Genomic DNA, 19,564 nt, shown 5'->3' on the forward strand with positions numbered 1-19,564 from the left:
CCTGCGCCAAGAAAAGCCAGGGGAGGACGCCGAGCATGGACAACATCGCCGCCAAAGCACCCAAGACCAACTATACCTCGGCCGAGGTCACGGCCCTGTCGCATCTCTACAGGGCCGAGATCTACCGCAGCACCGTCTGGCGCACCCGGCTGGACGCCACCACCAACTGGGCGGTGGTCACCACCGGGATCGCCCTGTCGCTGACCTTCAGCAGTGCCACCGCCTCCCCCCTGCCGCTGGTGCTGGTGGGGCTTCTGGTCGCCGTGTTCCTCTACATCGAGGCGCGGCGCTACCGCTTCTTCGACTTCTGGCGAATCCGCGCCCATGTGCTGGAGCTGTATTTCCTCGGCCCCATCCTGCGCGGCCAGGGCGACCAGTTCGCCCGGGGCTGGAACGAGACGCTGTTCCAGGACTACCAGCACCCCAACCTGCACATCACCTACCTGGAGGCTGTGGGCCGTCGGCTGCGGCGGAACTACGGCTGGATCTTCCTGATCCAGGTGGTGGCCTATCTGGGCAAGCTGATGATCCACCCGGTCCCGCTGTCGAGCCTGGGCGAGCTGTTCGCGCGGGCGACCATCGGGCCGGTGCCGGGGGAGATCGTCCTGCTCTGCGGCCTCGCCTTTCACGGCACCTGGATGGCCATCGCCTTCCGGACCTTCCGCAGCAGCCGCGGCGCCGACCGCGAACGTCCGCCCCCGCCGGCCACCGACGCCGTGCTCGATCTGGCGCGGGGGCCGTGAGAGCCATGGCAAATTTCCCTTTTCGCGCAAGGTATAAGGGGTAGTTTTCCGTCCGGCCTGCCCCTTTTGCGCGCCGTGGCATAAATGGGATCAGCACCGTCGCGCTCACGCTATGCAACGGATCGTCTTGTGTTCTCCTTCCGCGGGGGGCTAGAAGGGGCTCCATCGGATGCGGTTGCGCGGTCATACCAGAAGGACACCCGTTCGCCGGGCTGATCTTCACCGGTTCCCCGCACAGCCGACGGCCGGACGACCATAGAGGTGAACGAGGATTTCACGATGGCGAGCCAGGGCGAGAACAAGTGGGTTTACTGCTTCGGTGCCGATGCCACCGAAGGCCGGGCGGACATGAAGAACCTGCTCGGCGGCAAGGGAGCCAATCTGGCCGAGATGGCCAATCTGGGCCTCCCGGTTCCTCCGGGTTTCACCATCACGACTGGGGTCTGCACCTATTTCTATGCCAACGGCCGCAACTATCCGCCGGAGCTGAAGGCCCAGGTGGAAGCCGCGGTGAAGGGGCTGGAGCAGGCCATGGGCGCCACCTTCGGCGATCCGGCCAACCCGCTGCTGGTCTCGGTGCGCTCCGGCGCCCGCGCCTCCATGCCGGGCATGATGGACACGGTGCTGAATCTCGGGCTGAACGACGCGACCGCCGCCGGCCTCGCCAAGCGCTCGGGCGACGCCCGATTCGCCTACGACAGCTACCGCCGCTTCATCCAGATGTACTCGAACGTGGTGCTGGACGTTGACCACCACCACTTCGAGGAGATCCTGGACAACCACAAGCGCGACAAGAACCACAACCTCGACACCGACCTGAGCGCCGCCGACTGGCAGGCCGTCATCGAGGACTACAAGAAGGACGTCGAGCACGAGCTCGGCAAGCCCTTCCCGCAGGATGTGCAGGAGCAGCTGTGGGGCGCCGTCGGCGCCGTGTTCGGCTCGTGGATGAACGCCCGCGCCATCACCTACCGCAAGCTGCACGACATCCCCGCCGATTGGGGCACCGCCGTCAACGTGCAGTGCATGGTGTTCGGCAACATGGGCAACGACTGCGCCACCGGCGTGGCCTTCACCCGCAACCCGTCCACCGGCGAGAACGCCTTCTACGGCGAATACCTCGTCAACGCCCAGGGCGAGGACGTGGTGGCCGGCATCCGCACGCCGCAGCACCTGACCATCGCCGGCAAGCAGGCCAACAAGTCCGACCTCCCCGCCATGGAAGAGGTCATGCCGGAGGTCTTCAACCAGCTGAACGAGGTCCGCCTCACGCTGGAGAAGCACTACCGCGACATGCAGGACATCGAGTTCACGGTCCAGCAGAACAAGCTGTTCATGCTGCAGACCCGCAACGGCAAGCGCACCGCCCCGGCGGCGCTGAAGATCGCCGTCGATCTCGCCGAGGAAGGGCTGATCGACAAGGCGGAGGCCGTGCGCCGCATCGATCCGGCCTCGCTCGACCAGCTCCTCCACCCGACGCTGGACCCGAAGGCGGAGCGCAAGGTCATCGCCAAGGGCCTGCCGGCGTCGCCGGGTGCCGCCTCGGGCAAGGTCGTCTTCACCGCCGACGAGGCGGAGACTCTGGCCGGCCAGGGCGAGGCGGTCATTCTCTGCCGCGTGGAGACCTCGCCTGAGGACATCCACGGCATGCACGCTGCCCGCGGCATCCTGACCACCCGCGGCGGCATGACCAGCCACGCCGCCGTGGTGGCCCGCGGCATGGGCCGCGCCTGCGTGTCGGGCGCCGGTGACCTGCGCGTGGACTACAAGTCCAAGATCATGTCGGTCCGCGGCGTCACCATCAAGGAAGGCGACATCGTCACCATCGACGGCTCGACCGGCGAGGTGATGCTGGGCCAGGTGCCGACGATCCAGCCGGAGCTGTCGGGCGACTTCGCCACGCTGATGGGCTGGGCCGACTCGCTGCGCCGCATGAAGATCCGCACCAACGCGGAGACCCCGCTGGACGCCCGCACCGCGCGGAAGTTCGGCGCGGAGGGCATCGGCCTGTCGCGCACCGAGCACATGTTCTTCGACCCGGACCGCATCCTGGCGGTGCGCGAGATGATCCTGGCGGAGACTGAGGCCGGCCGCCGCGCCGCGCTCGCCAAGCTGGAGCCCTTCCAGAAGAAGGACTTCGCCGAGCTGTTCACGATCATGTCGGGCCTGCCGGTGACCATCCGCCTGCTCGACCCGCCGCTGCACGAGTTCCTGCCCAACACCGAGGCGGAGATGGCGGAGGTCGCCAAGGCCACCGGCACCGACCAGCTCAAGGTGAACCACCGCGTGGTGCAGCTCCACGAGGCCAACCCGATGCTCGGCCATCGCGGCTGCCGCCTCGGCATCACCTACCCCGAGATCTACGAGATGCAGGCCCGCGCCATCTTCAGCGCGGTCGCCGAGGTCTCCCAGACTACGGGCGAGACGGTGATGCCGGAGGTCATGATCCCGCTCATCGGCACCAAGAAGGAGCTGGACATCCTCAAGGCGGTCGTCGACCGTGTCGCCAAGGAGGTCATGGACTCGACCGGCGTCACGTTCGAGTACATGGTCGGCACCATGATCGAGCTGCCGCGCGCCGCGCTGAAGGCCGGTGAGATCGCCGAGACGGCGGAGTTCTTCTCCTACGGCACGAACGACCTGACCCAGACGACCTTCGGCCTGTCGCGCGACGATGCCGGCGCCTTCCTGCCGGAGTACCAGCGCCAGGGCATCCTGGAGCACGACCCGTTCCAGACGCTGGACCAGGACGGCGTCGGCGAGCTGATCGCCATCGCCACGGAGCGCGGCCGCAAGGTCCGTCCGAACATCAAGCTCGGCATCTGCGGCGAGCATGGCGGCGACCCGGCCTCCATCTCCTTCTGCGAGAAGGTCGGTCTGGATTACGTGTCCTGCTCGCCCTACCGCGTGCCGATCGCCCGTCTGGCGGCCGCCCAGGCGGCGCTCGACGCCGACACGGTGAAGCGCGACTGATCCGGACCACGGCCCGCCTCACCGGGGCGGGCCGTTTCAGGGTTGAGCGGGCCGCCTCATCGGGGCGGCCCGTTGCGTGTCAGACGTTGCGCGTCATATCCGGCCGCTGCAGGCGGTCAAAGTGCTCTTGGCGTTCCGCAGGGCCTGGGCGTGGCCGGGTTGTCCCGCCGCGATCTTTTCGGAGATCGCCGCCATGGCCGCCTTGTAGCTCCTGTTCGGCTCCTGGTTCCCCCTCAGTTCCACCCTCTTCAGGCTCTCGAAACGAGAAAGGGTGTCCGAAAACGCCTTTTCCGTCGCGGTGCGCCGGACGACGCAATTGTTCCAGGCTTCCCGCCGCCGCTGGTTCTCCTGCACCCCGGCACTGGCCTGACAGGCCGGCGCCGAGCAGGCGTCCTGGGCGTGAAGCCCGGCGTTGGCTTCAATGCATCGGCCGCGCAGATCCGCGAACGGGATGAGCTGGCATCCATCCTCACCCATGGCCTTCTTGAAATCGCTGAGATTTGGCAGCTCCGTGGCAAATCCGTAAGAAGGAATGCCCATTGTCAGGGCGGCTCCCAGCGCCGCGGCAACCAATCGTTTGCGATGCAGCATCATCTGCTCCTTTTGGTCGGTTCAACGACAGGCAGACGTGCAGGCGGACCGTGGCGTGAAGCCGGCACGGCCCGGTGCGGCCGTTATGGCGTCGCCATTCGCCCGGCATGGCCGTACTATCCGGGAATTCCTCACCGGAGGACCCGCGAGGCATGGATCGTTACACCGCCGATCGATTGACCCGGCTTCTCGACGAAGGCGATGGCCCCGCCGCGGCCCGCGCCGCCGTGGTGGCGGTCCGTTCGGGTCCGCACTCCTGGACCACCGGCCTCGCCCGCAGCGGCGCGCCGCTCCCGCCGGCCACGGCCCGCTTCCTGATCTACAGCATCACCAAGACCCTGACCGCCGCCGCGCTGCTGCGGCTGTGCGAACGGGGCCTGATCGACCCCGACGCTCCGCTGGACCGCTGGCTGCCGGACTTCGCGGCGGCCGGCCGGATCACCCTGGCCCAGCTTCTCGCCCACCGCGCCGGCCTGCGCAATTACGGCGGCAGCCCCGCCTACCACGCCGCCGTGCGGGCGGGCGAGGAGCCGTGGAGCGAGGACGGCTTCCTGGAACACTGCCGCGCCAGCGACCTGTTCGCCCCGCCGGGCCGGGAATTCTCCTATTCCAACATCGGCTATCTGCTGGCGAAGCGGGTGCTGGAGCGGGCCACCGACCTGCCCTTCGCCCAGGCCCTCGACCGCGAGCTGTTCGGCCCGCTGGGCCTGACCGGCTGGTCGGTGCCGACGGGGCGCGGCGACCTCTCCGGCCTGTGGACCGGTCCCAGCCCCTATCTCGGCGGCAAGGACGGCCTGCCCGCCGATGTGGCGGCCCGCTACCATCCCGGCTGGGTGGCCCATGGCGTGGTGGCCGCGACGGCGGCGGACATTGCCGACCTTCTCCACGCGCTGTTCGCGGGCGGCCTGCTCCCCGGCGCCGCGGCGGCGCGCATGCAGGAGTCCTTCCCGGTGCCGGGAACGATGCGCGGGCGACCCTGGGTGGAGCCGGGCTACGGCCTCGGCCTGATGGTGGAGCGCGACGGGCAGGCCGGACCCTACTGGGGGCACACCGGCGGCGGGCCGGGCGGGTCGGCCTGCGCCTATCACTTCCCCGCCCGCAAGCCGGGAGAGGAGCCGGTGACCGTGGCCCTTTTCACCGACGGCGAGGACAACGACCAGGCGGAGTGGATGACCGTGGAGGCTGTGGAAAGCCTGCGGGAATGACCGGTCAGCGCCGGTCGAACAACTCCATCTCCCCCTCGACGGGGGTGCGCCGCAGCGCCTGGAGATAATCCATCTCCTGATGCACCGTCTCCCGCTCCGCCTCGGGGCGCAGCAGGCGGCGGAAGGCCCGCCCGGTGGCCGGGAAGAAATGGACGCGCCGCCCCTTGCCCCCCCCCAGATCCCGAACGGCCAGCGCCAACCCCTCCCGCCGCACATAATCCACCGCGAAGGCGGCGTTGGCGGCGCCGACGTCCAGGCTGGTGTCGATGACGCGGGCCGCCCCGAACAGCTTGACCTCCATCCGCTCGCGGCGGGCGCCGCGCGCCAGCAGGTCGTTGATCAGCCGTTCCATCGCGACGCTGCCGTAGCGGGTGGCGACTCCGAAGCCCTCGCCGCCGGACGGGGAGCCGGGCAGCAGGAAGTGGTTCATGCCGCCGACCTGGGCCACCGGATCGTTGATGCAGGCGGCGACGCAGGAACCAAGCGTGGTCACCAGCATGTCGTCGTCACGCCCGGAAATCCGGTGATGGCCCAGCACGACCGGCACCACATAGGCCCCGAACTCACGGTCCAGGTAGCTGCCGTCCGCGCGCGGCCCGTCACCGTCCGCGCCGCGGCCGTCGAATCCGGCGGAGGATTGGAAGTGAAGCGATCCGGACAGGGGCATCACCGTCAGCCTGAAAGGGACAAAGGCTCGGCGATGGTAATCAATGGTAATTAAAGAAAATACAACAAGTCCGTATGCCCCGCCGACCTTCCAGCGTCCACGACCGCGTCACAGCAGCACGACCCAGGACGCCTCCCGTCCCTTCGGCGCGGCGCGCACCCGCAGCAGCACCCGCTGTCCGGACTCCAATCCGGTCAGATTGCAGCGGCGCAGAACGCTCTTGTGGACGAAGACGTCCTTGGCCCCGTCGTCCGCGATGACGAATCCGAAGCCCTGCTCCGGCTTGAACCACTTCACGGTGCCCGTCAGTTCCTCTTCGGCGCCGGACGCCGCGTCATGGCGCGCGTTGCGGCTCTCGGCGGTCGTGCCGGTGCTCAGAACGTCCAGGATGTCGGCCACCTGCGGCCCCTTGGCACCCGGAACCACCCGGCACAGAAGCTCCGCCCCCTCGCCGATCTCGTGCAGCCCGGCTCGGTTCAGGACGGAAATGTGCAGGAAGGCGTCGGTCGTCCCGTCCTGCGGCGCCACGAAGCCGAAGCCCTTGACCGGATCGAACCACGTCACCGAAGCGCGGAGCGGGGCCGCTTCGCCAGGATCGGAAACATCCAGAACGTCGCTGGGATGCGAATCGGCTGAAGGCAAGGGTCCGATCCTTTCGGTCAAGGCGCCAAGCGTGGAAAGCGGATCGTCCGCCGAACATGAATTTAGCCACACAGAAAATAGGGTTTCCAGCGTAATTTTTTCTTCACAACCGCCCTTTGCCTCTGGCGGCGGCACCGTCACAGGGACCATTTCTCCGGATGACGGGTTACAAAAAGGGCTACAATGAGCCAAAGGCCCCCGAACCTGATTGGAACAAGCCCGAACGGGCGCCGGGGCCAAACAAGACCCAAACAAACAAGAATCGAACATGGGAGGGACGACGATGATGGGGGATGCGGCCCGCAAATTGCCGGACCAGAGCTGGACCTTGGGCTACCCGCCCGACGTGGACTGGAACGCGCCGATTCCGGTGAAACCGCTGACCGCGCTGTTGGAGGACGCGGCGGCCCGTTTCGCGGAGCGGCCCTTCCTGGACTTCATGGGCAAGCGCTCGACCTACGCGGAGGTGGCGCGGATGGTGGACCGTGCCGCCCGCGGCTTCCAGGCGATCGGCGTCGGCAAGGGCGTGCGCGTCGGGTTGTTCCTGCCCAACACACCCTATTACGTGATCTGCTACTTCGCGATCCTGAAGGCCGGCGGGACGGTGGTGAACTTCAACCCCCTCTACGCCGAGCGGGAGCTGCACCACCAGATCACCGACAGCGGCGTCGAGCTGATGGTGACGCTCGACCTTACCGTGCTCTACGGCAAGATGGCGCGGATGCTCGCCGAATCGGGGCTGAAGCGGCTGGTGGTCTGCCCGATGGCCGATATCCTGCCCTTTCCCAAGAATTGGCTGTTCCCCATCGTGAAGCGGGCGGAGGTCGCGCGCATCCCTGCGGACGACCGCCACCTGTCCTTTCGCCGCCTCGTCGCCAACGACGGCGCCCCGAAGCCGGTCGCCATCGACCCGGCGGAGGACGTGGCGGTGCTGCAATACACCGGCGGCACCACCGGCGTACCCAAGGGCGCCATGCTGACCCACGCCAACCTCTACGCCAACACCGAGCAGTGCAGCCTGTGGTTCGTCGGCGCGCGGCAGGGGGAGGAGCGGATGCTGGGCGTGCTGCCCTTCTTCCACGTCTTCGCCATGACCGTGGTGATGAACTTCAGCATCCGCATCGGGGCGGAGATCGTCATGCTGCCCCGCTTCGAGCTGGATCAGGTGATGGAGACCATCCACGCCAAGAAGCCGACGCTGTTCCCGGCGGTGCCGACCATCTACACGGCGATCAACCACCACAAGCATCTGGAGAAATACGACCTCTCTTCGATCCGCTACTGCCTGTCGGGCGGTGCTCCCCTGCCGGTGGAGGTCAAGGAGGCGTTCGAGCGGAACACCGGCTGCGTCCTGGTGGAGGGCTACGGCCTGTCCGAATCCTCCCCCGTCGCCACCGCGAATCCGATAACCGGGCTGAACAAGGCCGGCTCCATCGGCCTGCCCCTGCCCGGCACGCTGATCGAGATCGTCAGCCTGGAGGAGCCGCGCCGCGTCCTGCCCATCGGCGAGAAGGGCGAGGTGTGCATCCGCGGTCCGCAGGTGATGAAGGGCTACTGGAACAAGCCGTCGGAAACGGCGCTGACCCTGGTGGACGGCCGGCTGCACACCGGCGACGTCGGCTACATGGACGAGGACGGCTACACCCACATCGTCGACCGCATCAAGGACATGATCCTGTGCAGCGGCTTCAACGTCTACCCGCGCAACGTGGAGGAGGCGATCTACCTGCACCCCGCCGTCGCGGAATGCGTGGTCGCCGGCCTGCCCGACGAGTACCGCGGCCAGACGGTGAAGGCCTACATCCGCGTCGACGACGGCAAGAGCCTGACGCGCGAGGAACTGATCGACTTCCTCAAGGACAAGCTCTCCCCCATCGAGATGCCCAAGGCGGTCGAGTTCCGCGGCGAGTTGCCCAAGACGATGATCGGCAAGCTGTCGCGCAAGGCCCTGCTCGACGAGGAGGCGGAGCGGCGGAAGGGCTCGTAAGGCACCGCGTGCCCTTCCGGAACCGCAGGGTGGCCATACGCCCCACCCCACCTTGCGGCCCCGCCCCCCGGACCCTATAAGGACGCTCGTCCTTTCTTTCGGTCCGGCGGCAAGGAAAAGCGCATGATCGTGGTCACCGGTGGGGCCGGTTTCATCGGCTCGAACCTCGTGGCGGCCCTGGCCGCGCGCGGGATCACCAACGTCGCGGTGATCGACCGCTTCGGCGACGGGGAGAAGTGGCAGAATCTCGCCAAGCGGGAACTCGCCACCCTCATCGCTCCGGAGAACGCGCTCGCCTTCCTCGACCAGCATGCTGCGGAGATCGACGTGATCTTCCACCTCGGCGCCATCTCGGCGACGACGGAACGCGACGTGGACAAGATCGTCGCCAACAACGTGGCGCTGACGCTCGACCTGTGGCGCTGGTCCTCCTGGCGGGGGGCGCGGCTGATCTATGCCTCCTCCGCCGCGACCTACGGCGACGGCTCCGCCGGCTTCGACGACGACGGGTCGCCGGGGGCGCTGGCGACCCTGCGCCCGCTCAACGCCTATGGCTGGTCCAAGCACCTGATCGACCGCCGCGTCGCCCGCGTGGTAACGGAGGGCGACATCGTGCCGCCGCAATGGGCGGGCCTGAAGTTCTTCAACGTCTACGGCCCGAACGAGCGGCACAAGGACGACATGATGAGTGTCGTCGCCAAGTTGCACCCCAAGCTCAAGGCCGGCGAGCCGGCGCGCCTGTTCAAGTCGCACCGCCCGGAGTTCGAGGACGGCGGACAGCTCCGCGACTTCATCTTCGTCGACGACTGCGTGGCGGTGATGCTGTGGCTCTACGACAACCCGCAGGTCAGCGGGCTGTTCAACGTCGGCACCGGCAAGGCCCGCAGCTTCAAGGACCTGGCGCTCGCCACCTTCGCCGCTCTGGGGCTGGAGCCGCGCGTCGAGTATTTCGACATGCCGGCCGAGCTTCAGGGCAAATACCAGTATTTCACCGAGGCGCGCACCGAACGCCTGCGCGCCGCCGGATTCGAGCAGCCCTTCACCGAGCTGGAAGAGGGCGTGCGCCGCTACGTCCAGGATTTCCTGTCGCAGCCCGACCCCTACCGCTGACGGTTCCGCCTCCCCCATCGACGGGGGAAACGCCGAAACAACATAAGGCACCCGCCGCGCATGCTCGCCATCGCCTTCCCCGCCATCGACCCCGTGGCGTTCGAACTCGGGCCGATCGTCATCCGCTGGTACGCGCTCGCCTATCTGGCAGGCTTCGTGCTCGGCTGGCGCTACTGCCTGGCGCTGGCCCGCCGCACGCCCGGCCGCCCCTCGGCGGAGGATTACGACGACTTCCTGACCTGGGCCGTGGTCGGCGTCATCCTGGGCGGGCGGATCGGCTACGTGCTGTTCTACAACCTGCCCTTCTACCTCCAGAATCCGCTCGACGCGCTGATGGTCTGGCATGGCGGGATGTCCTTCCACGGCGGGCTGATCGGCGTCCTCGGCGCGATCCTGCTGTTCTGCTGGAAGCGCGGCCTGTCGCCGCTGGCCTTCGGCGACCTGATCGCCGCGGCGGCCCCCATCGGGCTGTTCTTCGGCCGCATCGCCAACTTCATCAACGGCGAGCTGTACGGCCGCCCGGCGCCCGACGTGTCCTGGGCGGTGGTGTTCCCGCGCGACCCGCTGCAGGTGCCACGGCACCCCAGCCAGCTCTATGAAGCCTTCCTGGAGGGGGCGGTGCTGTTCGTCCTCCTGGCCATCCTGGTGCGGATGCCCGCCGTGCGCGGGCGGGCCGGCATGACGGCGGGTATCTTCTTCATCGGTTACGGCCTGTCGCGCATCGTCGCGGAGTTCTTCCGCGAGCCGGACGCGCAGCTCGGATTCCTCTATGCCGGGGCGACGATGGGACAACTTCTGTCGGTGCCGATGGTTCTGTTCGGTGTGTGGCTGGTCGCCCAGGCCCGCCGCCGCCCCGCCGCCGTCTGAGTTCGGAAGGTACCGTCATGAGTGATGCCGCCCCGGACAGCCTCGCCCGCCACCTCGCCCGCCGCATCCTGATGGACGGGCCGCTGTCGGTCGCCGCCTTCATGGCGGAGGCGCTGGGGCATCCGCGCTTTGGCTACTACATGCGCCAGAACCCCTTCGGCGTGTCCGGCGACTTCACCACCGCCCCGGAAATCAGCCAGATGTTCGGCGAGCTGGCCGGGCTGTGGTGCGTCGATACCTGGGCGCGGCTGGGCGGCCCCGCCCCCTTCCATCTGGTGGAGCTGGGGCCGGGCCGCGGCACGCTGATGCAGGACGCCCTGCGCGCCGCCGCGCTGGTTCCCGCCTTCCGTGAGGCCGCCCAGGTCCATCTGGTGGAGACCAGCCCGACGCTTCGCGCCCGCCAGAAGGACACCCTGGCCGGCACTCCGGTCGCTTGGCACGACCGGCTGGAGGATGCGCCCGAAGGCCCGACCCTGATCCTCGCCAACGAGTTCTTCGACGCCCTGCCCATCCGTCAGGTCCAGAAGACCAACCACGGCTGGTTCGAGCGGCTGATCGACATCGACACTGCGGCTCCCGCCGAAACGCCCCGCTTCCGCTTCGTCCTGGAGGCCTTCGGCAGCGCCGGCGCCCGGCTGATTCCACCGGCCCTGCGCGACGCGCCGGAGGGCAGCGTGGTCGAGGTCTCCCCGGCCTCCCAGGCGGTGGCCCGCCTGATCGGGGAGCGTCTGGCCGCCCACCCCGGCGCGGCGCTGGTGATCGACTACGGCTACCGCGGCGGTCCGGCGGTCGGCGACACGCTCCAGGCGCTGCGCCGCCACGCCTACGCCCCGGTGCTCGACGCGCCGGGCGAGGCCGACCTGACCGCGCATGTGGATTTCGCCGCCATCGCCGCCGCGGCCCGCGAGGGCGGGGCGGAGAGCTTCGGTCCGGTGGACCAGGGCGACTGGCTGGCCCGGCTGGGCATCCAGCCGCGCGCCGCCGCGCTGAAGCGCAGCGCCACGGCGACGCAGGCCGCGGACATCGACTCCGCACTGGCCCGCTTGATCGGTCCCGACCAAATGGGCACCCTCTTCAAGGTTCTGGCCCTCGCCTCCCCCGGCCTGGGGCCTCCGGCGGGCTTCGAAAGCCCGGATCTGGCAAATTAACAAGAGACCGCGACAGCAAAGGGACGGGTTCGTGATTACGCTTGGCGCGCTGAACGACATCACCCACATCCGACACGCCTTCTTCACCCGCACCGGCGGCGTGTCGACGGGGCTGTACGCCTCGCTGAACGTCGGCTTCGGCTCCGGGGACGCGCCCGCCGCCGTGGCGGAGAACCGCGCGCGCGCCGCGGCCCGCATGGACGTCCCGCCGGAGCGGCTCGTCACCTGCTATCAGGTGCACAGCCCGACCTGCGTCGCGGTCACCGAGCCTTGGACGCCCGATCAGGCGCCCCACGCCGACGCCATGGCGACCGACCGTCCGGGCATCGCGCTGGGCATCCTCACCGCCGACTGCGCCCCGGTGCTGTTCGCCGACGAGAAGGCCCGCGTCATCGGCGCCGCCCACGCCGGCTGGAAGGGCGCCAAGGGCGGCGTTCTGGAGGCGACCATCGCGCGGATGGAAGAGCTGGGCGCCAAGCGCAACCGCATCGTCGCCGCCATCGGCCCCTGCATCGCCCAGCGCTCCTACGAAGTCGGGCCGGAATTCCCCGCCCCCTTCCTGTCGGAAGACCCGCGCAACCGCGATTATTTCGCGCCGGCCCGCCGCCTGGATCATTTCCTGTTCGATCTGGCCGGCTACATCACCCGCCGCCTGGGCGATACCGGGGTGCAGATCATCCAGCGCTGCCCCAACGACACGGTGGTCGAAGAGGACCGCTTCTTCAGCTACCGCCGGTCCTGCCTGCGTGGTGAGAAGGACTATGGGCGCGGCCTCTCGGCCATCGTCCTTCAGGGCTGAACACGACAGAAAAGTTCCCGCCCGAAATTTGTTCTTACCTCTGACTGATTGCGATACGACCCATTTCGGGTAAGATCGATTCTCAAGGGTGAGGGCATTCCGGAGAGGGAGACGCCGGCATGACGATGGACGCGCACCGGGAAGACACGCATCGGGCCGATGGGCGGGGCGGCGACGGGCGAAGCGATTGGCGCAGCGCGCGGATGGTGCTCGACAACGGCGGGCTGGACGCCGACCACCGGATGCAGCACGAACTGATCCGCCGCTTCGTCGCCTTGCCGGGTGAGGAAGCGGAGCGCAAGCCGGCGCTGGCCCTGCTGAACGAGCTGCGCCGCGTCTCGGTCCGCCACTTCCTGCGGGAAGAGCGGGTCCAGGCCTCCATGCGCTACCCGCATCTGGAGGAACACCGGGCGCAGCACCGCCGGCTGGCCACCCTCCTGGACGACATCATCGGGCAGGTGGACGCCGAGGAGTCGGCCTTCGAATACAGCTATGTGAAGGCCAAGGCGGACGAGCTTCTGCAGTTCTGGTTCTTCGACCATTTCGTGAAGGCCGATCTGCCCATGAAATCGCACCTTGCGAAGTTCGCCGTGCGGTGATGCGCAGGCGTCCTGCCGCCACGCTTGCGCCATGCGGGAATCGCAGGGCCGGCTGGCTGCGGCGTCTTGAACCGCCCGTCATGGAACGTTTACATAGGTGCGCCCCTTTGTTATGGTCCGCCGCGTTTTCAAGGGGCGGCGTCGGCAAGGGACTGACGGGCGCACCGGAACCTATTCCCTGCAGAGAGAGCCGACTGCGATGAAGGTGCTTGCCGGCAACAGCAACCGTCCGCTGGCCGAGGCCATCTCCACCTGTCTCGGCGTGCCGCTGACCAAAGCGAGCATCCGCCGTTTTTCGGACATGGAGGTGTTCGTCGAAATCCTGGAGAACGTGCGCGGCGAAGACGTGTTCGTGGTCCAGTCGACGTCGTTCCCGGCCAACGACAACCTGATGGAGCTGCTGGTCACCATCGACGCCCTGCGTCGCGGGTCGGCCCGGCGCATCACGGCGGTCCTCCCCTACTACGGCTATGCGCGCCAGGACCGCAAGACCGGCCCGCGCACGCCGATCTCGGCCAAGCTGGTCGCCAACCTGATCACCCAGGCCGGCGCCAATCGCGTGCTGACCATGGACCTGCACGCGGGCCAGATCCAGGGCTTCTTCGACATCCCGACCGACAACCTGATGGCCGCCCCGGTGTTCGAGAAGGACATCCGCGCGACCTTCGAGGACATCGGCGAGGTGACGATGGTGTCGCCCGACGTCGGCGGCGTGGTGCGCGCCCGCTCGCTGGCCAAGCGGCTGGACGCCGATCTCGCCATCATCGACAAGCGGCGTGAGCGCGCCGGCGTGTCGGAGGTGATGAACATCATCGGCGACGTCAAGAACCGCCGCTGCATCCTGCTCGACGACATCGTGGATTCGGGCGGCACGCTGTGCAACGCCGCGGTCGCCCTGATGGACGCCGGCGCGAAGTCGGTCCACGCCTATTGCACCCACGGCGTCCTGTCCGGCGGTGCGGTGGCCCGCGTGGCCGTGTCGCCGCTGGAGCAGCTCGTCACCACCGACAGCATCCAGGCGACCGAGGCCGTGCGCGTGTCCCGCAACATCCGCCAGCTCACCATCGCCCCGCTGCTCGCCGACGCGATCACCCGCATCAGCGAGGAGCGTTCGGTGTCGAGCCTGTTCTCGTAACGGCGCCGGACCACACGCGAAAAGCCCTTCCCCTTCGCGGGGGAAGGGCTTTTTTCATGGGCGTCATCTTTTCATAAGGGCCATTCGGGCGTTTCCGGACTCTGTCCTTGACGCCGCGCCCCGCATGGCTTAATCACCGCGCCCACGCGTCAGCACCCCTGGAGGCTGGCGCTTTTTTCCGTTCAAGGAGTTCTTCCGATGACGCAGATCGTTCCGCTCAGCGCCGAAGCGCGCGACCGGGCCGGCAAGGGGACCGCCCGCCAGACCCGTCGTGATGGCCGTATCCCGGCCGTGATCTACGGTGGCAAGCAGGCCCCCATCATGATTTCGCTGGAGAAGTTCACGTTCACCCGTGTTCTGAACCAGGCGGGCTTCTTCACGCACCTGTTCGACGTCACCGTCGATGGCGCCACCCACCGGGTCCTGCCGCGCGACGTGCAGTTCCATCCGGTCACCGACGTCCCGCTGCACGTCGACTTCCTGCGCGTCTCCGCCGAAACCCGCACCACCGTGCAGGTTCCGGTCGAGTTCGTCGACCAGGAGAAGTCGCCGGGCCTGAAGCGCGGCGGCGTGCTCAACATCGTCCGCCACGAGCTGGACGTGACCGTCTCCGCCGGCAACATCCCGGAGCAGATCACGATCTCCTGCGAGGGCTACGACGTCGGCGATTCGATCCACATCTCTTCGGTGAAGCTGCCGGAGGGTGTCGCCTCGACCATCACCGACCGCGACTTCACGATCGCCACGATCGTCGCCCCGTCGGGCCTGAAGTCCGAAGAGGGCGAAGCCACCGAGGCCGCCGCTTCCTGATCGGAAGCCGCCTTTGGGGTTGCGACAGGGGGCTTCGGCCCCCTGTTTCGTTTCCGGCCTACGCTGTTTCGAGATGAGGAGAATGCGCCATGCTGCTGCTGGTGGGATTGGGCAACCCTGGCGCCGAGTACGCGCGCAACCGGCACAACATCGGCTTCATGGCGGTGGAGGAGATCGCCCGCCGCCACGGCTTCGGCCCCTGGCGCAAACGCTTCCAGGGTCAGACCGCCGAGGGCACGATCGGTGGCGAGAAGGTGATCGCCCTGGAGCCGCTGACCTTCATGAACCTGTCCGGCCAGTCGGTCACCGCGGCCGTGCAGTTCTTCAAGATGAAGCCCGAGGACGTCGTCGTCATCCATGACGAGCTGGACCTGCCGCCCGGCAAGATCCGGGTGAAGAAGGGCGGCGGGCATGGCGGGCACAACGGCCTGCGCTCCATCGACGCGCATCTCGGCAAGGAGTATTGGCGCATCCGCCTGGGCATCGGCCATCCCGGCGACAAGGACCGGGTCAGCGGCTATGTCCTCCACGACTTCGCCAAGGCCGAGCAGAGCTGGCTCGACCCGCTCATCGACGCCGTTGCCGACGCCTTCCCGCTGGTCGTGAAGGGGCAAGCGGAGAACTTCATGAACAAGGTCACCCTGGCGACCGCGCCCACCAAGTAGACGGGGTTACGCCTCCGCCGGGGCACCGCGGCCGGTCCAGACCGCCAGCAGGCCCTTCTGGAGCAGGATGAAGACGAACAGCAGGACGCCGATGGCGATCTTCGTCCACCAGCTGCTCAGGCTGCCGTCGAAGGTGATGTAAGTCTGGATCAGCCCCTGGATCAGCACGCCGATGAAGGTGCCGATCACATAGCCGTAGCCGCCGGTCAACTGGGTCCCCCCGATCACCACCGCGGTGATGGTGTCCAGCTCCACCCCCGTCGCCGCCAGCGAGTAGCCGGCCCCGGTGTAGAGCGAGAAGACGATCCCCGCCAGCCCGGCGAGCAGCCCCGACAGGGCGTAGACCGCGACCGTGGTGCGGCCCACCGGCACGCCCATCAGCTCCGCCGACTGCCGGTTGCCGCCCAGTGCGTAGAGGTTGGCGCCGAAGCGCGTCCAATGGGCGCAGACCACCGCGGCGACGACCACCCCCAGCATCAGCAGCGCCGGCAGGGTCAGCTTGCCCCCGCCGTCGAAACGCAGCGCCAGATCGCCCAGCTCCGCATAGAGCGGGTGGTTGATCGGGATGGAATCGGTGCTCAGCACGAAGCCGAGGCCGCGGGCGACGAACATGCCGGCCAGCGTGACGATGAAGGGCGGCATCTGGAAAACGTGGATGACGGCGCCCATCGCCGCCCCGAAGCCGCCGGCCACCGCCAGCGCCACGGCGAAGGCGGATAAAGGGTGCCAGCCGCCCTGCTCGATCAGCACGGCCAGCAGCACGGTGGTGAAGCCGATCACCGCCCCCACCGACAGGTCGATGCCGCCCGACAGGATCACGAAGGTCATGCCGACCGCGGTGATGCCGAGAAACGCGTTGTCGGTCAGCAGATTGCCGACGACCCGCAGCGAAGCGAAGTTGGGGAACTGCGCGGCGCAGAGCAGGAAGCCGACCACCAGGACGGCGCTGGTCACCAGCAGGGGAAGGAAGCGGTGGATCATGGCGTCACGCTCCCGCGCTCGGGCTTGGGCTCTCGGGCTTGGCCCGTGGCGGGGTCGGCGGCCGGACCGGCGGCTGGGCGGGTCGGTGGCCGGCCGGGCGCGGCAGGAACAGCGTCAGGGTCGGCGATTGCAACAGCAGGACGACCATCAGGACGCCCGCCTTGACGATCAGGTTGAACTCCGGCTTGAAGCCGCTCAGCAGGATGCCGGTGTTCATCGCCTGGATGGTCAGCGCGCCCACCACCGACAGCAGCAGCCCGAACCGGCCGCCGAGCAGGGAGGTGCCGCCGACCACCACCGCCAGGATGGCGTCCAGCTCCAGCCACAGCCCGGCGTTGTTGGCGTCGGCGCCGCGGATGTCGGCGGCGACCACCAGACCGGCGACCGCGGCGCACAGGCCGCACCAGACATAGACGGCGATCAGCACGACCGGCGTGTTGACTCCGGCCCCGGCGCTGGACAGCCGGTTGACGCCGACCGCCTCGATCATCAGCCCCAGCGCGGTCATCCGAACCAGCAACGCGGTCACCCCCAGCAGGACGGCGGTGATGACCACCGGCATCGGCACGGTCAGGAACGACCCGCTGCCGATGAAGGCGAGGCCGGGGCTGGTGAAGGTGACGATCTGCCCCTCGGTGACGAGTTGGGCGATGCCGCGGCCGGCGACCATCAGGATCAGGGTGGCGACGATCGGCTGGATGCGCAGGACCGCCACCAGAAGCCCGTTCCACAGGCCGCAGAGCAGGCCGGCCGCCAGCGACGCCGCGAGCACCGGGAGCAACCCCCAGCCCGCCTGGGTCAGGGTGGCGGCGACCGCGCCGGAGATCGCCATCACCGCGCCCACCGACAGGTCGACGCCGCGGGTGGCAATGACCATGGTCATGCCGATGGCGAGCAGCGCCACCGGAGCGCCACGGTTCAGCACGTCGATCAGACTGCCGAACAGCCGGCCGTCCTGCAGGCGGATGGAAAAGAAGTCGGGGAAGAGCAGCCAGTTGGCCAGCAGCACGGCGGCCAGCGCGCCGTATTGCGGCAGGTTGCGCGACGGGCCGGGGGCCGACCGCGTCATGGGCGGGGCTCCACGGGAACGGACTCCGACGCGATGGCGGCGACGATGCGGCCCACGGCGACCTCCCCTCCCCTCAGCTCCGCCACGTGGCGGCGGTCGCGCAGCACGACGACGCGGCGGCTGTAGGCAACGATCTCCTCCAGCTCCGACGAGACGACCAGCAGGGCCATGCCGTCGGCGCACAGCCGCTCGATCAGGCGGATGATCTCGGCATGGGCACCGACGTCGATGCCGCGCGTCGGCTCGTCGAGGATCAGCAGGCGCGGCGCGGTCGCCAGCCAGCGGGCGAGCAGCGCCTTCTGCTGGTTGCCGCCGGACAGCAGCTGGATCGGCTGCTCGGCGTGCGGCGTGCGGATGTCGAGCAGGCGGATGAAGCGGTCGGCGATCTCCTCCTGGCGGCGGCGCGGGATCGGCCGCAGCCAGCCCTGCCGCGCCTGGAGCGCCAGGATGATGTTCTCGCGCACCGACAGCGCGCCGACGATGCCCTCCTTCTTGCGGTCCTCCGGGCAGAAGCCGAAGCCGAGCCGGATGGCGTCGCGCGGCCCGCGCAGCCGCACCGCTTGGCCGTCCACCGCCACCTCGCCCTGGTCGGCGCGGTCCATGCCGAAGACCAGCCGCGCCGTCTCCGTCCGGCCGGAACCGAGCAGCCCGGCGAGCCCCACCACCTCGCCGGGGCGGATGGCGAGGTCGAAGGGCTCGACGCTGCGCGCCTTGCCGTAGCCGCGGAAGCGGACCAGCGGCGGCCGGGCATCCTCCTCCCCCTCATCGTCCGGCGGGGCGATGCGGTGGGCCGCCGCCTCCAGCTCCCGCCCCAGCATCATGGCGACGAGGTCGAGGCGCGGCAGCTCGGCGGTGCGCCGCTCCCCCACCAAGCGACCGTTGCGCAGCACGGTGATGCGGTCGCACAGCGCGTAGACCTGATCGAGGAAATGGGTGACGAAGACGATGCCGATTCCGCGCGACCGCAGGGTCCGCAGCACCTTGAAGAGGACTGCCACCTCCTGCGCGTCGAGGCTGGCCGTCGGCTCGTCGAGGATCAGCACCTTGGCCGACATGTCCACCGCGCGGGCGATGGCGACGATCTGCTGCGTCGCCACCGAGAAGCGGCCGAGCGGCGCCGTCACGTCGAGGGACAGGCCGTAGGGGATCAGCACCGCCCGCGCCCGCCGCCGCATGGCGCCTCGGTCCACCAAGCCAAAGCGCATGGGTTGCCGGCCGAGGAACAGGTTCTCCGCCACCGACAGGTTGGGCAGCAGGTTCACCTCCTGATAGACGGTGCCGATGTGCAGACGCTGCGCCTCCTCCACGCCGCGGGGGGCGATCGCCCGCCCCTCCAGCATCACGGTGCCGGCGTCGCGCTGGTAGACGCCGGTCAGCGTCTTGATCAGCGTCGACTTGCCGGCACCGTTCTCACCGAGGAGGGCGTGGATCTCGCCGTGGCGCACGGTGAAATCCACGCCGTCGAGCGCCTGGACGCCCAGAAAGGCTTTGGACAGGCCGCGGATCGCCAGCAGCGGCGGGGACGCGGTGGGGGTGGGGTCCGTCATGCGGGGGCCTCGCCGGCGGTGCCGTG

18 protein-coding genes are annotated in these 19,564 nt (G+C 68.6%); 12 read left to right on the forward strand and 6 right to left on the reverse strand.

Translation table 11 applies throughout. The annotated features are described in order from the left end of the window. Window positions 1-35 precede the first annotated feature (35 nt). A complete protein-coding gene (locus ACWPN7_RS10580; RefSeq protein ID WP_492273274.1) occupies window positions 36-743 on the forward strand; it encodes a DUF2270 domain-containing protein in 708 nt (235 codons plus the stop codon). Window positions 744-1,022: 279 nt separating this feature from the next. Next, window positions 1,023-3,716 carry a pyruvate, phosphate dikinase gene (gene ppdK, locus ACWPN7_RS10585; protein WP_492273281.1) on the forward strand — a complete coding sequence of 898 codons (2,694 nt, stop codon included), beginning with the start codon at window positions 1,023-1,025 and terminating at the stop codon, window positions 3,714-3,716. 93 nt (window positions 3,717-3,809) lie between these two features. On the opposite strand, the gene ACWPN7_RS10590 is transcribed toward ppdK, so the two are convergent. Next, window positions 3,810-4,310 (reverse strand): hypothetical protein, encoded by a 501-nt coding sequence (locus ACWPN7_RS10590; RefSeq protein ID WP_349620764.1) that lies wholly within the window; start codon window positions 4,308-4,310, stop codon window positions 3,810-3,812. A gap of 149 nt (window positions 4,311-4,459) precedes the next feature. On the opposite strand from ACWPN7_RS10590, the gene ACWPN7_RS10595 reads away from it, so the two are divergent. Further along, window positions 4,460-5,512, forward strand: a complete 1,053-nt coding sequence (locus tag ACWPN7_RS10595; protein ID WP_459197332.1) for a serine hydrolase domain-containing protein — start codon at window positions 4,460-4,462, stop codon at window positions 5,510-5,512. A 4-nt stretch (window positions 5,513-5,516) separates the two neighbouring features. Here ACWPN7_RS10595 and ACWPN7_RS10600 read toward each other — a convergent pair whose 3' ends face one another. Next, complete coding sequence (locus ACWPN7_RS10600; protein ID WP_459197333.1) at window positions 5,517-6,179, reverse strand: chemotaxis protein; 663 nt, start codon at window positions 6,177-6,179, stop codon at window positions 5,517-5,519. A gap of 108 nt (window positions 6,180-6,287) precedes the next feature. Then, window positions 6,288-6,821 (reverse strand): cold-shock protein, encoded by a 534-nt coding sequence (locus ACWPN7_RS10605; RefSeq protein WP_051658775.1) that lies wholly within the window; start codon window positions 6,819-6,821, stop codon window positions 6,288-6,290. Between the two features lie 286 nt (window positions 6,822-7,107). Between ACWPN7_RS10605 and ACWPN7_RS10610 the strand changes: the two genes are divergently transcribed. The 9 genes from ACWPN7_RS10610 to pth all read left to right on the forward strand — a co-directional run bounded on the left by ACWPN7_RS10610 (window position 7,108) and on the right by pth (window position 15,941). Then, on the forward strand, window positions 7,108-8,808 hold the full coding sequence (locus tag ACWPN7_RS10610; RefSeq protein WP_459197352.1) for a long-chain-fatty-acid--CoA ligase: 1,701 nt from the start codon (window positions 7,108-7,110) through the stop codon (window positions 8,806-8,808). Window positions 8,809-8,931: 123 nt separating this feature from the next. Continuing rightward, entirely contained in the window at window positions 8,932-9,918 is a 987-nt protein-coding gene (rfaD, locus tag ACWPN7_RS10615; RefSeq protein WP_459197334.1) for an ADP-glyceromanno-heptose 6-epimerase, read from the forward strand. A gap of 60 nt (window positions 9,919-9,978) precedes the next feature. Next, the gene (gene lgt, locus ACWPN7_RS10620) at window positions 9,979-10,785 is read left to right on the forward strand and encodes a prolipoprotein diacylglyceryl transferase (protein WP_459197335.1); all 807 of its coding nucleotides are present in this window, start codon (window positions 9,979-9,981) and stop codon (window positions 10,783-10,785) included. Window positions 10,786-10,802: 17 nt separating this feature from the next. Then, window positions 10,803-11,933, forward strand: a complete 1,131-nt coding sequence (locus tag ACWPN7_RS10625; protein WP_459197336.1) for a class I SAM-dependent methyltransferase — start codon at window positions 10,803-10,805, stop codon at window positions 11,931-11,933. A gap of 31 nt (window positions 11,934-11,964) precedes the next feature. Further along, window positions 11,965-12,732, forward strand: coding sequence for a peptidoglycan editing factor PgeF (gene pgeF, locus ACWPN7_RS10630; protein ID WP_040138163.1), 768 nt, complete (start codon window positions 11,965-11,967; stop codon window positions 12,730-12,732). Window positions 12,733-12,851: 119 nt separating this feature from the next. Then, window positions 12,852-13,331, forward strand: a complete 480-nt coding sequence (locus tag ACWPN7_RS10635) for a bacteriohemerythrin (RefSeq protein WP_040138165.1) — start codon at window positions 12,852-12,854, stop codon at window positions 13,329-13,331. A 199-nt stretch (window positions 13,332-13,530) separates the two neighbouring features. Next, complete coding sequence (locus tag ACWPN7_RS10640) at window positions 13,531-14,466, forward strand: ribose-phosphate pyrophosphokinase (RefSeq protein ID WP_014199935.1); 936 nt, start codon at window positions 13,531-13,533, stop codon at window positions 14,464-14,466. 198 nt (window positions 14,467-14,664) lie between these two features. Continuing rightward, on the forward strand, window positions 14,665-15,276 hold the full coding sequence (locus ACWPN7_RS10645; RefSeq protein ID WP_014199936.1) for a 50S ribosomal protein L25/general stress protein Ctc: 612 nt from the start codon (window positions 14,665-14,667) through the stop codon (window positions 15,274-15,276). 89 nt (window positions 15,277-15,365) lie between these two features. Beyond that, window positions 15,366-15,941, forward strand: coding sequence for an aminoacyl-tRNA hydrolase (gene pth, locus ACWPN7_RS10650; RefSeq protein WP_137107221.1), 576 nt, complete (start codon window positions 15,366-15,368; stop codon window positions 15,939-15,941). A gap of 6 nt (window positions 15,942-15,947) precedes the next feature. Here pth and yjfF read toward each other — a convergent pair whose 3' ends face one another. From yjfF to ytfR, 3 genes are read right to left on the reverse strand one after another with little or no spacing between them, the layout of a single operon-like run. Next, the gene (gene yjfF / locus ACWPN7_RS10655; protein WP_149649484.1) at window positions 15,948-16,922 is read right to left on the reverse strand and encodes a galactofuranose ABC transporter, permease protein YjfF; all 975 of its coding nucleotides are present in this window, start codon (window positions 16,920-16,922) and stop codon (window positions 15,948-15,950) included. A gap of 4 nt (window positions 16,923-16,926) precedes the next feature. Further along, the gene (locus tag ACWPN7_RS10660) at window positions 16,927-17,991 is read right to left on the reverse strand and encodes an ABC transporter permease (protein ID WP_149649485.1); all 1,065 of its coding nucleotides are present in this window, start codon (window positions 17,989-17,991) and stop codon (window positions 16,927-16,929) included. Then, entirely contained in the window at window positions 17,988-19,538 is a 1,551-nt protein-coding gene (ytfR, locus tag ACWPN7_RS10665; protein ID WP_149649486.1) for a galactofuranose ABC transporter, ATP-binding protein YtfR, read from the reverse strand. The genes ACWPN7_RS10660 and ytfR overlap by 4 nt, the downstream gene beginning before the upstream one ends. Between the last annotated feature and the right edge of the window lie 26 nt (window positions 19,539-19,564).

The organism is Azospirillum sp. UENF 312511 (assembly GCF_058780635.1).